Below are 13555 nucleotides of genomic sequence, written 5' to 3' on the forward strand. Positions count from 1 at the left end.
CGCGCCGACCGCCGAGGCGGCCCCGACCGCCGCCGCCCCGGCCGGGCAGGCCCCCGCCGCCGCCGGGGCCGCAACGGCCAAGACCGACGTCAAGGCCGCCGCGAAGGCCGCGGCCAAGCCCACCGCGCCGAAGGCCCCCGCCCCGTCCGGCGGGGGCGGTATCGGCATCACCTTCGGCGGCCTGAGCGAGGGCGGGAAGATCGGGCTGAACGACCTGGTCCCCTTCACCGTCACCTGGAAGAACAACGACGCCACCGGCACCCGCAGCGTGGCCCCGGTGGTGGCCACCCAGCAGTACGAGGGCGCGCCCTGCACCATGGTGCTCGCGATGGCGGACGGCACCCTGGAGCGCAAGGACGCCTCCGGCTGGAAGACGCTGGACCACCTCAGCCAGGGCGGCGGGATGGACTACGCGGGTACCGCCGACGACGCGGCCTTCACCCTGGCCGCCGGCGAGAGCCGGACCATCGAGTTCCGGATGCGGTTGTCCCTGGCCAACCGCCCGGGGCAGATCACGATCGAGGCGGACGCCCCCGTGCCACACTCCAAGAACTACCTGGACATGGCGAAGGCCGAGCTGAACGCCACGGTCGTCGACAGCCACAGCCCGGAGATGCTCTCGGTGATGCCGCCGGCCAAGGGCGTGATCACCACGGACCCGATCCCGTTCAGCTTCCGCGTCTCCTCGCCGGACGGTACCGCGGGCCTGCGCCCCCGGGTGACCGTCTGGAGCTCCGAGGGGCCGACCCCGAACGATGTCACGGTGGAGGCCCGGGTCGGCGACGTGTGGAAGCCGGTCGAGCTGAAGGACGAGTGCGGCCTGGTCACGGTCGACCCGAACGTGCCGGGCGTCCGTGACGGCAACACGGTCGAGTACACCTTCCGGGCCACGTTCAAGGAGGCCCCGAAGTACGGCGCCGACGTGGACATCCGGGTGAGCGCGGAGTCGAACGGCCACCAGTCCGTCCAGCGGTCCGTCTTCCTGCGCGACGCGCGCTGACACCGCACACCCGCGCACCCGCGCACCCGCGCACCCGCCCCGGCCTCCCACCACTCGGGAGGCCGGGGCGGTGGCGTTGGGGAAGAGGCGCCGGGACGCCGATGTCCCGGTGAGCCGGAGGGCTACCGGTACCAGTCGTCTCCGCCGTCGGCGAGCGAGCGTCCGAGGTAGTCCCGGAGACCGCCGGCCACCCAGCGGCGGCTGTCGGTCTCGTGCTCCCAGACGAAGACGTCCAGCCTCCGCGGCGTCCGCACGAAGGCGAACTGGTCGCCGCCACCGTTGTCCCCGAAGAACAGGAGTGCGTCGAACGGCATGTACAGCCGGGCGAAGGAACCGTCCGTACGGAAGTGGAGGTTCTGCTCGACGATCTGCTCGACGGTCCAGACGGTGTCCACGCTGGTCCGCCCGACGATTCCGTTGCTCTCCAGCAGCAACTGCCTGAGCTCGGACGGTAGTTCCTCCCCCAGCTTGCGCTCGGCCTCCGCCAGGACCGACTCGTCGGCGGGCTCCGCGAAACCGGCGTCGGGGAACGCCTCGCGGGCTGCTTGTCTCCACATGGTCCGGAGGCGTAGCCGTCCCGGACGACACGCCCGCTCAGCCGGGACCGGGTTCGTCGTGGATGGTCAGTGATCCGGCGAGGTCGAGGTCGGCGACGGTGCCGTGCGCTCCGGCGCGGACGAGCAGCACGGCGCCGAGCGCGGTGCTCCAGAACGTCCTGGCCTCCACGGCGAGCGGCCGGCGGGCCGCCCAGCCGCGACTGTCGACGAGCTGGCCGACGAAGCGTTCGGACTGCCGGAACAGCAGCTGGAGGTGCCGGTCGACCACGGGGGCGAGTTCGGGCTTGGAGATCCCGGCGGCGAGTGCCCGCGTGACGGACGGGAGCGAGGGCATGGCCAGGACGGCGCGGGCGATGTTGCGCCGGAACGTCGCCGCGTCGGGGGCCTGGCGGCCGATGCGCTCGATCCGTCGGGCGTCGTGCAGCAGGCCGAGGAAGGCGGCGTGCACGAGCAGTGAGTCCTTGGAACCAAAGTGGTAGGTGACCTGGTTGGGGAAGACGCCTGCCGCGTTCGCGATCTCCGCGACGCTCAGCTCGGCGCCGGGCCGCTCCTTGCAGAGCTCCGCGGTCGCCTCGATCAGCCGGGTCCTCGTCGCGCGACCGCGGTCCCGCGAGCGGCCCGGGGCCGGTCGGGCTCCGGTTCGCTTCTTCTCCACGCGCTCCGTCTCCTCCACGCGCCCCTTCTCCACTCGCTCGTTCTCCATCCCGGAATTGTATGTGATACAACTTGCCCCGCATTCACTTGTATCGCATACAAGAAAGGCTGAGGAGCATGCACCGGACCGAAGTCGTCGTGACCGGACTCGGCGCGATCACCCCGCTCGGGGCCGACGTGGCGTCCACCTGGGAGGCCCTGCTCGCCGGCGCGTCGGGCCTCCGCGGGGACGTCCTGCGCGGCCATGGGGGCGTCGGCCTCCCCGACACCGTCGCGGGGACGATGGCGGTGGACCCCGCCACGTTGCTGCCGCCGGTACAGGCGAGGCGGCTCGACCGCTCGCAGCAGGCAGCCCTCGCCGCGTCGGCCCAGGCCTGGGCCGACGCCGGAGCCCCGGAGGTGGACCCGGACCGGCTCGCCTCCGCGATCGGCACGGGCATCGGCGGCGTGGGCACGCTGCTGAAGGAGGACGACGTCCTGGAGACGGCCGGAGCCCGGCGCGTCTCACCCCGCACGGTGCCGATGCTCATGCCCAATGCGGCGGCGGCGCTGATCAGCATCGAGTACGGCGCGCGGGCCGGGGTCTACACGCCCGTCTCGGCGTGCTCCTCCGGGGCCGAGGCGATCGCGCTGGCGGCCCGTCTCATCCGGGCCGGCGAGGCGGACGTGGTCATCGCGGGCGGGACCGAGGCCGCGACCACCCCGATCACCGTCGCCGGGTTCGCCCGGGCCCAGGCACTGTCGGGGCACACCGCCGATCCCGCCTCGGCGTCCCGGCCGTTCGCGGCGGACCGCAGCGGATTCGTCCTCAGCGAAGGCGCCGCCGTCCTGGTGCTCGAAAGCGCCGAGCACGCCGCCGCCCGGGGCGCGCGCGTCCACGCGGTGCTCGCGGGCGCCGGCATCGCCGCCGACGCCCACCACATCACGGCGCCCGCCCCCGACGGCGCCGGTCAGGTCTCCGCCATGCGCAAGGCCCTCGCCCAGGCCGGTCTGGCCCCCGGGCAGATCGGTCACATCAACGCCCACGCCACCGGAACGCCGGTCGGCGACGCCGCCGAGGCGCGCGCGATCAGGGAGGTCTTCGGCCGCGCCACCGTGACGGCCCCCAAGGCCGCGCTCGGCCACCTCTTCGGCGCCGCCGGGGCGATCGAGGCGCTCATCGCCGTCCTCAGCGTGGAGCACGGCGTCATCCCGCCGACCCGCAACCTCACCGCGGCCGGCATCGGCCCCGACATCGGTCTCGACGTCGTCGCGGAGCGACGGGACGTCCCCCAGCAGGCCGTGCTCAGCAACTCCTTCGGCTTCGGCGGGCAGAACGTCTCCCTCGTCGTCACCGGCGCACGGCACCGCGCGTCTCGTACGGCCCCGGCCGCGCCATGACGGACACGGACGATCGCTCCGGCCACCACGGGACAACGGGGTACTACGGGGTGCTCCGGCAGGACGCCTGCCGCCCGAGCCAGCCGGTCGCGGCGGCGAGTGACGGATCCCCCTCCTTACGGGTGTCCACGGGCTCGTCCGGCTCGATCGGCCCCGCGTGGATCCGGCCCGTGCGGTCCGCCTCGGCGGCGCCCGTGAGCAGGACGACCGCACCGTCCGACAACCGGTGTACGGCGTTGCCGGTGGGCACCCCGTAGGTACGCGCGCCGAAGCTGCGGGTGTCCGGGCGGCCGATGAACGCGATGGCGACGGCCTCGCCCGCGCTGCCCGTCCCCGGGCCGGTGAGGACGGCGACGGGCGCGCTCGGCCACGCGTCCGCGCCGTCCCCGGGGGGCTCCGCCTGCGGGGACCCGTCCAGGAACGGCACGCCCCCGCGCACCGACCAGACGCTGCGGGTGCCGTCCGCCGTGACGAAGGCCCCCACCGGACCGTCCCCGAACAGCGGAGCCGCCACGGCCAGCGGCGCCCACATCCCGCCGCCGCTCTCCCGGCGGAGGTCCACCACCCAGCCGCAGGCGCTCGCCCCGGCGACGGCGGTGCGGCCGCGGGCGACGTACTCGGCGTAGGTGCGCTCCGAGCCGTTCACCGCCGGAAGGTTCAACCTGGCGATGCCGCCGGGAAGTTGTTCGACCGTCGGGGCGTCGACCGTCGCGGGGTCGGCGTCCACGGCCGCCGCCTCACCGGGCGGGTAGAACCGGCTGTGGCCGTCCCCGAGCGCCGCCACCGCGCCGCCGACCGCCCGATGGGTGTCGGCCGCCGTCCGCGCCCCGGCCGCCCGCGCGAACGCCTCGCCCCGCAGCTTCGGCCAGTCCACCGTCGCGGTGTTCAACGACTCCCGCTGCAACAGGTCCAGCGCCTCCGACAGGTAGCCGTGCGCCTGCGCCGACATCCCCCCGGACTCCCCGGATCCCCCGGAACCTCCTGGACCCCCCGAACCTCCCGAAGCGCACCCCGCGACCAGCGCCACCGCGCCCGCCACCACTACGGCGATTCGCGCCGCTCTCATCCGCACCCCTCCCCCGGTTCGTACAGGCCCCATTCCTACCCCACGAACCGGCAAGCGGCGACGGCTGGGAGCCCCGCCTCGACCGCCGCTGCCGATACCCGATGCCGTCCCGCAGGCCCGCCGGGTCCCGCCCGGCCGAAAACCATCGTGTGCGCAGGACCCCCCTAGATATCTCGGATGGACAGGGCGTCAGGCCGCGCGCGAGGCTTCCGGGAGGTCGGACCGGAACCATTCCCCCTACCGGAGGGATCTCCTCATGACAGCATCACCCAGGCGTCGACGGACCGTCTTCACCTCGGGGTTGGCCGCCCTCTTCGCCGTCGCCGGGTTGGGCCTCACCGCCGCCCCCGCGCAGGCCGACGCACCGCCGCGCGCCACCTGCAACCCCGAGATCGAGCCGGTCTGGGACGACATCGTGACGGCCACCGTCACCCCGGTGGTCACCGAGTTCACGTCCTTCAACGTCGTCCCCGGGACGACGGGGCAGCAGCAGCAACGGCTCTCCCAGGTGACGATGATCACCACCAAGATCAACAACAGTGCCGATTTCAACCTCAGCTACAGCTCCGCCCTGGCGCAGGTCAGCTTCAAGACCGGGTTCCAGGTCGAGACCAGCCGGGCCAACACCCGGACCACGGACACCTCCCGGACGGTGAACATCAACGCGCCGGGCAACTACGGGATCTTCCGCGGGTTCCTGCGCGTCGACGGCGAGTGGACCCGCTACCTGTGCGCCCGCTCGGGCCAGGGCACCGGGTACTGGATCAAAGCCAACCCGAACGGCACCGGCTACTACACGACGTACGGGGCGGCGAGCGAGGGCGTGGTGCTCTGCTCGTACCCCGAGCCGGCCGGGACCGTCCGCGAGGCGGCCCGCCTCGAACTCTGCAAGCACTGACCCGTGACCGCGTCCCACCCAGGAGGGAAGACCATGGCGAAGTCCGGCAAGCGCTCCACCCACCGACTCGGAGCCGTGCTCGGCAGCGTCGCCTTCGTCGGCTCGCTGCTGACCGTAGCGGCGCCGGCCGCGCACGCGGCGAATCCGCTGGACGGCTTCACCTGCGAGAGCGGCGGGTACCGCATCTTCACCCCGTACACCTATGCGAGCGACCGGATGGTGCTCGGCTGGTCCCAGGCGTCGTGGGACAACGGCTCGATCATCCAGGAGCCGTGGCAGGACGCCGCCGACCGGCAGTGGACACTGTGCGAAGAGAACAATCCGACCCGGACCGACGGCAAGTACTACAAGCTGATGGACCATGCGCGCCACTGGTGCCTCGGCATCGACCGGGCCATGACCGACGACGGCAACTGGCTGATCGACGAGCCCTGCAACTACTCGCAGAGCGAGATCTTCTTCATCCAGCCGGTGCCGGGCACCAACCTGAAGGCGATCATGGCCAAGCACAGCAACCGCTGGCTCTCGGTGGACGGCTCCAACTCCGGATCCCACGTCACCCAGGGCTCCTTCAAGGCCGACCTGTTCGAGCTCCACAAGGTCTGGTAGGCACCCGCCCCGACCATCCGCGGGGGCCTTCCGGCAACAGAACCCTGCCGGAAGGCCCCCACGGGCTGCCGCTCCCTGGTAGGGCCGCCGCAGATGCCAGCGACGGGGTACGGGATCAGGTCGTCGGGCAGGCCGTCCTCGGTGAACCAGCGCAGGTCCAGGCGGCCACGCTCGCTCACCTGCCGGGGTGTTCGACGGCCGAAGCCGTCAGGTGTCTAAGGTCGCGTTCCATGACGAGGACCACGCCCCCACGCCCACTCGATGTCGAGGCGCTCTTCCCGGAGCTGGCCGCCCACCGGGGTACGACGACCCGGCTCCACCCGCGGCCGGGCAGCCCGCAGATGTCGGCCAGTTCGGTGGGCGGTCCGATGCTGTGGCCGGCGGACGAGCCGTGGCCGGTGTGCGGTGAGGCGCACGGCCGCGGGCGGGGTCGGCGCCTGGCCGACATCGACCGCTACCGGCGGACCCTGGCTGCCGCACGGGTCCGGGAAGAGAATCCGGGCCCCACGGCGGAGGAACGAGAGCTCCTGACAGAGCTGAGCCGCGAGCACCGGCTCTCCGATGTGTCGGAGACGGATCCGCTGCCGATGATCGGCCTGGCGCAGCTGTACCGCCGGGATGTCCCCGACCTGCCGGAGGGGCCGGACGGCTGCGACCTGTTGCAGGTGTTCTGGTGCCCCTTCAACGCCCATGGCCCGAACCGGTACGACTTCGAGCTGCACCTCCACTGGCGGCGGTCGTCGGAGGTCGGCGAAGTGCTGACGGCTCAGCCGCAGCCGCTGGTCGTCGAATCGGACGGGTTCGTTCCCGAGCCCTGCGTCCTGCACCCGGAGCAGGTGGCCACGTACCCGTTCGCCGGCCTGCTGCCCGAGGACCTGTGCGCCCGGCTCGACGCTTGGGACGAAGCGCAGGAGGAGACCGCCAGGTCCACGGACGGGCGCTCCGTACAGCCGATCGGCTACCAGTACGACCTGTCCGTCCCGCCCGGCTGGCGCGTCGGCGGCTTCGCCTCCTGGCACGCGACGGACCCCTACCCGATGGACTGCCAGACCTGCGGGACACCGATGCACCTTCTGCTGACCCTCGACAGCTCGGAGTGGGACGGCGGCAGCGGCAGTTGGAAGCCACTGGAAGACCGAGACCTACCCACCCCTCGGTCCGCCACCCCCACCGGAATCACCGTCGGCCGATTCGGCGAGCTCAACACCTTCGCCTGCCCGAACGATCCCGGACATCCGCACCGCTGGAGCATCCAGTAGCCCACGGGCGGCGGCCCGTCGGCCCGGACCTCGAGCGGCGCCGCGGTGTCTGCTTCGTCAGTCCGAATACAGCGCCGCCAGGCGTGGCAGCCGTCGGCTCAGCTGGTCACCGTCGCCGAAGTCGAAGTTCCAGGCCGGGTCCAGCGGCGGGTACGGAACGGTGAGGGCCTCGTCGGGGAGGTCTTCACCGGTGGCTTCCCGGTAGGCGCTCCAGGCGATGCTCAGGGCTTCTTCGCATTCGATGTCGATCCCGTCGGCGGCGTACGCCTGTACGGCCGGGAGCGCGGCGAGCCGGTCCGGGTCGGTGATGACGCTGTCGAAGGTCGTACGGCCCTGTGTGATCAGCCAACCGCGGAAGTAGTCGAAACCGTCGTCGGAACAACCGCCGTTGATCAGGTAGGCGGCGCCCCACAGCGGAGCCCGGTACGAGTCGGCCATCAGGTTCCGCAGGACCTGCTCGGCGGCGACGATCTCCCCGGCGGGGCGGAGCGCGAGTAGCGCGCCGGCCCGGATCGCGACCGCGTGGCCGTTGTCCGGGGCCGGCACTCGCGAGCGGGCTTCCTCGATCAGGTTCCAGAACTGCTGGGTGTCCATGGTGGTTGAGCATCGCACCGGACTCTGACAGCACGGCCAGGAGACGGACCGTGCCCGCCGCGACGGACCGCCCGACCAGGAGCGGGCGCCTCTTCAAGCGCTGGAAGCCGTCCGACCGGGTGTCCGGCTCGCGACGTTACGGGAGGCTGGTTCGTGAATCTCCGCCTGGTCCTGAGTCGTTGGCGACTCCACACCAGTGCCGCGTTGGAACGCTCCTTCACAGGCGGGGTGATGATGGCATGGCGCGGGTGGCGAGGTGGACCATGAGGCGCCCGGGCTATGAGTCGAGCCGCCGCTCGTACGAGCCCGCTCCACCGACGGGCGTCAGCGCAGTGCGAGGACCTGGCCGGGCAGGAGCAGGTCGGGGTCGTCGCCGATGGTGTCCTGGTTGAGTTCGTAGAGGGCGGGCCAGCCGCCGTCCGTGGCGAAGGCCTCGGCGATGCCGCCGAGGGTGTCGCCGGGTTCCACGGTCCAGGTGTCCGGGCAGTCCTCGTCGTCGTCCGTGCAGACCGGAGCGGGGGCGTCGGCGTGGGATGGCAGGGTGGCGGAGGCATGGGGCCGGGTGTGCGCCGGCCGGTGGCTGCCGGTGTGAGCGGCCGGGTGGTCGCCGCCGTGTGCGGCACGGGCTCCGCAGGCCGGCCACGGGGTCAGGCCGCGGCGCTCGACGAGGTGCTCGGCCACGGCGATCTGCTGTTCGCGGGTCGCCCGGTCCGCGCGCGGCGCGTAGGCGAGGCCGCCGTTCGAGCGCCAGGTCCCGCTGTCGAACTGCAGCCCCCCGTAGTAGCCGTTGCCGGTGTCGGCCTGCCAGCGCCCTCCGCTCTCGCACCTGGCGACGGCATCCCAGTCCACTCCCGTTCGGACCCCCGCGCTCGCCGCGGCGGCGGACGCTGTTGCCGTACCGCCGGCGAGGGCGACGGCGAGCAGGGACAGCAGAACGACGACCAGGCGACGGGCCACGGACAGCGGTGACATGAACGCTCCGTACTCCGGGAACAGGGACCGGGCACCGAAGTGCCCCTCCCACCCATGCACCTGACGTTCTCCATGGATGGGAGCGAAGCGCCGATCTCGCTCGACCGGCGGCTCGACACCACTCGAACGCGCGACCGGGCCACCGGGCTACCGGGCTACCGGGCCGAGCGATCGCCCGAGGGGGCCCGCAACGTCTCCTCGCGCCGTCCGGGTGGGCCACTCGTGATCACGGCGGGGCTCCGACCTGCAGCTGCGCCCTCGGGGCCGAGGACGGGCGCAGTGGTCGGGGGCCGGGCGCCGCCCGGGGCTCGGCTCTGCGCTCGGGCCCCGGGAACGATGGATAGCACTTTTGCTGGCTGTCCGTCAAAACCCTGATGCGCTGGGCTTGTTCGGGCTCGTCGTTTACGCTGGGCGGCGGTTCGATCACGCAACTGGTGTGTCTGAGGGGGCTGAGACGATGGCAGGGTTCCGAGTGAATCCGCAGGACCTGCGCGACGCGTCGAAGAGCGGCTACGCGGTGGCGAAGGGCATCCAGCAGGACTGGGCGGAGGCGTTCGGCCACGCGCCGCCGGCCCTGGGCCTGCCGAACTGGTCTTTCGAAGGAGCGGCCCAGGCCGCCCTCCACGACCTGGGCGAGCACATCGACCGCATCACCACCAGAACCCTGGCGGAGGCGGCCGGCAACCTGTCCATCATCGCCAGGAGTTACGAGAACACGGACAACGGCGCCGCCTCGACGGTCGACGGCGCCGGGGCACAGACCGGGACAGGGGGGCAGGGCTGATGCCGCACTACTGGGGAATGATCAAGGAAGCCGATGTCGGCACGCTCAGGACGGCCGTCCAGGTCCTGACGACCTTCGAGGGCAGGTACAAGCAGCAGGTCACCGCCTGGCAGACGATGCAGCGCACCCTCGCCTCCTCGTCCTGGCACGGCCAGGCCTCGGACGCGACCACCACCGCGCTCCAGAACCGCACCAACCAGCTGCTGCTCGTCGACCAGTTCATCGAGGACCTGCGCCGGATGCTGACCGACGGCATCGATAGCGTCCTCCTCCTGCAGGCACGCCAGCAGACGCTCATCACGCGGGCGACCGGCGACTGCCTGGAGATCGTCGCCGCCGACGTGAACGCCACACCGGTGGTGCGCGTCCTGCCGCCCGACCAGCACTCCCGCAACGACCCCGAGTGGCGCAAGGAGGTGGAAGCCGCCCGGGACCGCCTCGTGACGGACATCGACGCCCTGTGCACCTCCGCCCGGGGCGACGACGACCGCCTCGCCCGGGCCCTGGCCGCCTTCGACTACATCGCCAAGCAGGACGGGGACTACGACCCGGAGAAGGTCGCCGAGATCACCAAGGCCGTCGCCGAACTCGACCGGATGACAGTCGGCAGCGTAGGGAGCGGCCCCGGCAACCCCGACTCCAACCGGGCGTGGTGGGACTCCCTGCCCGAGGCCACCCGCCATCAGCTCATCCAGGACCACCCCGGCAAGATCGGCTCCCTGAATGGCCTGCCCGCCGAGGTCCGTGACCAGGCCAACCGGGCCTGGCTGCCCCAGCTCCGCGAGGAGATGGCCCGAGAACTCACCGGCCCCCGTTCGCAGAACATCACCCAGGCGAACCTGGACGGCCTCGACGCCCTCCAGAAGCAGATCGACACCCCCGGCACGCCGCCCCAGCTCCTGCTCAGCATGGACGACCCCCACACGGTGTCCCACGTCCCGGGCGCCGTCCTCGCCTACGGCAACCCCGACACCGCCACCCACATCGCCGCCTACGTCCCGCCCAACCCGGCGGTGGGGACCCTTCCCGCGGACGCCGCCGCCGCACGCAACCTGGCCGTCGCAGCCGGGAAGGCGGACCCGACGAAACCGACCGCGAGCATCGTCTTCACGAACCTCGGCCCGGCCGGCGACCCGTACCAGACCCCCACCGCCTCACTCAGCCCGCTGCGCGACGGCGGCCAGACCATCCACGGCACGTACACCGGACTGCGGGCCTCCCACCGCGACGGCAACGCCACCCTGAGCGAGGTCGCCGCCCCCGCCGACGGCTCCGGGTTCGCCGTCGCCAGCACCCCCCTGGCCGACACGGGCAAGCCCGGATGGAGCTTCACCCCCGACTCCATCGTCGCCAGGACACCGGGCGGCCCCGACGACCCGTCCTCCCGCCACACCGCCGCCAACGCCATCGTCGGCCGCCGCTAACGGCCCCCGGAACAACGGACCGGGTGTCACCCGGTCCGCCTGTCCTCGCGGTATGAGCTTCAGGGGGTACTGGGTCGTGATGCCGGTGCCCGTCGACGTGGTCGCCGACGTGGCCCCGGTGTTCACGCCCCTGATCGACGCCCAGGCGGCGGCAGGCCGCAAGAGGCTGGAGCGGTGGCGCCACGAAAGCCCGGGACGACCGGACGTGACGGAGCTCCACGACCCGGCCGCCCCCTACCTCCTCGACGACCACCTCGACGTGCTCTTCGGGATCTGGGGCACCCACGAGGCGGCCGGCCCGTTCCTGAAGTCCTCCTGCCGCAAGGGCTACCCCGCCGTCGGCCTCGCCCACGCGCTCCGAGCCGAGCGGTTCCTCGCCCTGCCCGGCTGGTTCGGCCACTTCGTCCTCACCCCGCAGGAGGTCCGCGCCACGCTCCCCGCCGTCCAGGCCGCACTCGACCTGACACCCGACCAGCGCAGCACCGTGGAGCAGCGCCTGTACGACATCCTGGACGAAGTCTCGGAAGAGGACGCCGCCGCCCTGCTCGACGACCTCGTACCGGTCTGGCGAAGAGCCGCCGCCACCGGCCAGGGCCTCATCGGCGCCCAGGCCGTCCCCTGCTGAACACACCTGCCACCACCGGCCGTTGACAGGATCGGGCCGCATGAGCCACATGCGGTGCGGAGAAGGCCGCAGGCAAGCCTCCGCACTGGCGGGGCCGATGGGGCGTCGTGGTCGGTGCGGTGTGCGGACCGGCGGGCCACAGGTCCGCGCTGGCGCGCACCGCGGCGGGAGGGCCCGGCAGCGGTGCTGAGCCGCAGTCCGCCGACGGGCGCCTGTACCGGCAGCGGCATTCGGGGTCACCCGAGATCAGAGGTCGCTGCCGTAGATCGCGGCGTCGCCGGACCCCTCGTACGGGCCGTAGTCGCTGCCGGTGCGGGCGACGGTCTCCCGGGCCCCGCGCCCGCCGAGGAGCGCGGCCCGGGCGGCGAAGTCCGGCAGCAGCAGGCGCAGCGCCCGGTGTCCGTACAGCGCGGTCAGCAGTCCTGCCCCGTCAGGCTCCGATGGTGTGCCACCTGATGCCGCCGCCCCGTTCAGGGGGTGCCGGCGGCGCAGCTCGCGAAGCAGCCTCTGTCCGGCGAGGGTGCGGGCCGGAGCGCAGAGCAGCATGAGCGGGAGTACGGTCATGGGCAGTCCTGTCCACCAGGCGCCCCGGGCGGTGGCGAGCGCGCCTGTGGCGCACGTGGCAATGGCCAGCACGCTGGATGTGGCCAGCCGGGCCGGACCGCAGCGCAGGCCGCGGCGGACCAGGTCGGTGCGGGTCTCCTCGCGGGCCCGCCGCACAGGTGGGGTGGCCATGGCGTCGGCCCAGGACAGGTCCCGGCCGAACGCCGTCCGCGCTGCCCGGTGCAGTGGAGTTGTGTCCTGCGCGGAGTAGGCGTGCACCACCCGCCGCAGGCGGCCGCGTCGGTCGGTGTCGAGCACCCCCGCGAGGTGCAGCTCGACGACGGCCACCACCAGTGCGGCCTTCGATCCCCCACGGACCCCCGCGATTGCCGCGGCTGTCAGGCCGTCAGTCCTCCCCCGGGCCGGGTGCCATCGCAGCAGCGCCGCCCCGAGGAGCGCGGCCACCGCGCACACCACACCTATCGATCCCATCAAACCCCCTGAAGCACGGACCACCCGACGGCCCTCCCCCGGCCACCGTTCCCGCAGGATGACAGAGCGGGAAGGCGACGCCAAGCGGCCGACCAGCCCGACCGCCATGCCGCCGGAGCGCGATGAGAGCGCGGACGGCGATCCCGTCGAGCGTGCCGACGGCCTTCGTCTGTCCATGGGCGAGGCGGACGCGTGGAAGTCCCAGGGGTCGACGTCCTCGGTTCGGGCCTCCCCGCGCAGGCGGAGCGAGCGATCGTACGGCGGGTGCACGCTGGAGATCGGCTACTTCCTCGGCCGGCGGCACCGATCCGCGGACGCCGGATCAGGGACGCCGGATCAAGGGCGACGTCCTTCGGGAGGGCGCCCTCGCGCCACCGCGCAGGTCCCCGCCGGACTGTGACCCCGGCCTCGGCCGGGCCGCTCCGCCGCCCTGGCCTCCCCGCACGACGGTGTCGTCGCCTACAGTGAGAGCTTCTTGCGGGCGGGGCCTGGTGACGGCACGAGCAGGGAGGGGGTCGGAGTGGAGCGACGGGTACGTCGGACCGCGGCGGCCGCGCTGTCCTGGGCGTTCCTCACGGCCTGGGCCGTCTGCCAGGTCCTCCTCGGCACGACGACGGCCACGGCGACGGGCGCGGCGCAGCCGGCCCCCGGCACGCCGCCCGCCGTCGCCGCCCCGGCGGCCCCCGCCGTCGTACGGC

General features: G+C 72.8%; 14 protein-coding genes. 8 read left to right on the plus strand and 6 right to left on the minus strand.

The genetic code is table 11. The features are described from left to right. Nucleotides 1–1000 (plus strand): hypothetical protein (locus tag AE652_RS20395; RefSeq protein WP_049653588.1); only part of this gene is annotated, 1000 nt, incomplete at its 5' end. Nucleotides 1001–1122: 122 nt separating this feature from the next. Here AE652_RS20395 and AE652_RS20400 read toward each other — a convergent pair. Then, nucleotides 1123–1557, minus strand: coding sequence for an SMI1/KNR4 family protein (locus AE652_RS20400; protein ID WP_049653590.1), 435 nt, complete (start codon nt 1555–1557; stop codon nt 1123–1125). Nucleotides 1558–1594: 37 nt separating this feature from the next. Continuing rightward, on the minus strand, nt 1595–2260 hold the full coding sequence (locus AE652_RS20405) for a TetR/AcrR family transcriptional regulator C-terminal domain-containing protein (protein WP_234348456.1): 666 nt from the start codon (nt 2258–2260) through the stop codon (nt 1595–1597). A gap of 68 nt (nt 2261–2328) precedes the next feature. Between AE652_RS20405 and AE652_RS20410 the strand changes: the two genes are divergently transcribed. Beyond that, complete coding sequence (locus AE652_RS20410; RefSeq protein ID WP_049653591.1) at nt 2329–3591, plus strand: beta-ketoacyl synthase; 1263 nt, start codon at nt 2329–2331, stop codon at nt 3589–3591. 43 nt (nt 3592–3634) lie between these two features. Here AE652_RS20410 and AE652_RS20415 read toward each other — a convergent pair whose 3' ends face one another. Further along, nucleotides 3635–4540, minus strand: a complete 906-nt coding sequence (locus tag AE652_RS20415; protein ID WP_049653592.1) for a S41 family peptidase — start codon at nt 4538–4540, stop codon at nt 3635–3637. Between the two features lie 373 nt (nt 4541–4913). Between AE652_RS20415 and AE652_RS20420 the strand changes: the two genes are divergently transcribed. The 3 genes from AE652_RS20420 to AE652_RS20430 all read left to right on the plus strand — a co-directional run bounded on the left by AE652_RS20420 (nt 4914) and on the right by AE652_RS20430 (nt 7423). Next, a complete protein-coding gene (locus tag AE652_RS20420) occupies nt 4914–5555 on the plus strand; it encodes a hypothetical protein (protein ID WP_143204585.1) in 642 nt (213 codons plus the stop codon). Between the two features lie 33 nt (nt 5556–5588). Continuing rightward, complete coding sequence (locus AE652_RS20425; protein WP_049653595.1) at nt 5589–6164, plus strand: RICIN domain-containing protein; 576 nt, start codon at nt 5589–5591, stop codon at nt 6162–6164. A gap of 230 nt (nt 6165–6394) precedes the next feature. Continuing rightward, nucleotides 6395–7423 (plus strand): hypothetical protein, encoded by a 1029-nt coding sequence (locus AE652_RS20430; protein WP_049653596.1) that lies wholly within the window; start codon nt 6395–6397, stop codon nt 7421–7423. A 57-nt stretch (nt 7424–7480) separates the two neighbouring features. Here AE652_RS20430 and AE652_RS20435 read toward each other — a convergent pair whose 3' ends face one another. Next, complete coding sequence (locus tag AE652_RS20435; protein ID WP_049653598.1) at nt 7481–8017, minus strand: DUF4240 domain-containing protein; 537 nt, start codon at nt 8015–8017, stop codon at nt 7481–7483. Between the two features lie 324 nt (nt 8018–8341). After that, nucleotides 8342–8989, minus strand: a complete 648-nt coding sequence (locus AE652_RS49255) for a transglycosylase family protein (protein WP_049653600.1) — start codon at nt 8987–8989, stop codon at nt 8342–8344. A gap of 457 nt (nt 8990–9446) precedes the next feature. Here AE652_RS49255 and AE652_RS20445 point away from each other — a divergent pair, with 457 nt between their 5' ends. Genes AE652_RS20445 through AE652_RS20455 form a run of 3 tightly spaced genes read left to right on the plus strand, consistent with a single transcriptional unit; the run spans nt 9447 to nt 11822 of the window. Further along, the gene (locus tag AE652_RS20445; RefSeq protein WP_159028505.1) at nt 9447–9773 is read left to right on the plus strand and encodes a hypothetical protein; all 327 of its coding nucleotides are present in this window, start codon (nt 9447–9449) and stop codon (nt 9771–9773) included. Nucleotides 9774–9790: 17 nt separating this feature from the next. After that, nucleotides 9791–11197, plus strand: a complete 1407-nt coding sequence (locus tag AE652_RS49035) for a hypothetical protein (RefSeq protein ID WP_049653603.1) — start codon at nt 9791–9793, stop codon at nt 11195–11197. Between the two features lie 52 nt (nt 11198–11249). Beyond that, a complete protein-coding gene (locus AE652_RS20455; RefSeq protein WP_049653606.1) occupies nt 11250–11822 on the plus strand; it encodes a hypothetical protein in 573 nt (190 codons plus the stop codon). 246 nt (nt 11823–12068) lie between these two features. On the opposite strand, the gene AE652_RS20460 is transcribed toward AE652_RS20455, so the two are convergent. After that, a complete protein-coding gene (locus tag AE652_RS20460) occupies nt 12069–12857 on the minus strand; it encodes a TIGR04222 domain-containing membrane protein (RefSeq protein ID WP_082345854.1) in 789 nt (262 codons plus the stop codon). Between the last annotated feature and the right edge of the window lie 698 nt (nt 12858–13555).

Origin of the sequence: Kitasatospora sp. MY 5-36 (assembly GCF_001182915.1) — a bacterium.
GTDB lineage: Bacteria > Actinomycetota > Actinomycetes > Streptomycetales > Streptomycetaceae > Kitasatospora.

What these genes read in the sequence shown, in the direction of transcription:
- AE652_RS20400 (WP_049653590.1), bottom strand. Translation starts at nt 1,557, where the DNA reads ATGTGGAGACAAGCAGCCCGCGAGGCGTTCCCCGACGCCGGTTTCGCG.
- AE652_RS20405 (WP_234348456.1), bottom strand. Translation starts at nt 2,260, where the DNA reads ATGGAGAACGAGCGAGTGGAGAAGGGGCGCGTGGAGGAGACGGAGCGC.
- AE652_RS20410 (WP_049653591.1), top strand. Translation starts at nt 2,329, where the DNA reads ATGCACCGGACCGAAGTCGTCGTGACCGGACTCGGCGCGATCACCCCG.
- AE652_RS20415 (WP_049653592.1), bottom strand. Translation starts at nt 4,540, where the DNA reads ATGTCGGCGCAGGCGCACGGCTACCTGTCGGAGGCGCTGGACCTGTTG.
- AE652_RS20420 (WP_143204585.1), top strand. Translation starts at nt 4,914, where the DNA reads ATGACAGCATCACCCAGGCGTCGACGGACCGTCTTCACCTCGGGGTTG.
- AE652_RS20425 (WP_049653595.1), top strand. Translation starts at nt 5,589, where the DNA reads ATGGCGAAGTCCGGCAAGCGCTCCACCCACCGACTCGGAGCCGTGCTC.
- AE652_RS20430 (WP_049653596.1), top strand. Translation starts at nt 6,395, where the DNA reads ATGACGAGGACCACGCCCCCACGCCCACTCGATGTCGAGGCGCTCTTC.
- AE652_RS20435 (WP_049653598.1), bottom strand. Translation starts at nt 8,017, where the DNA reads ATGGACACCCAGCAGTTCTGGAACCTGATCGAGGAAGCCCGCTCGCGA.
- AE652_RS49255 (WP_049653600.1), bottom strand. Translation starts at nt 8,989, where the DNA reads ATGTCACCGCTGTCCGTGGCCCGTCGCCTGGTCGTCGTTCTGCTGTCC.
- AE652_RS20445 (WP_159028505.1), top strand. Translation starts at nt 9,447, where the DNA reads ATGGCAGGGTTCCGAGTGAATCCGCAGGACCTGCGCGACGCGTCGAAG.
- AE652_RS49035 (WP_049653603.1), top strand. Translation starts at nt 9,791, where the DNA reads ATGATCAAGGAAGCCGATGTCGGCACGCTCAGGACGGCCGTCCAGGTC.
- AE652_RS20455 (WP_049653606.1), top strand. Translation starts at nt 11,250, where the DNA reads ATGAGCTTCAGGGGGTACTGGGTCGTGATGCCGGTGCCCGTCGACGTG.
- AE652_RS20460 (WP_082345854.1), bottom strand. Translation starts at nt 12,857, where the DNA reads ATGGGATCGATAGGTGTGGTGTGCGCGGTGGCCGCGCTCCTCGGGGCG.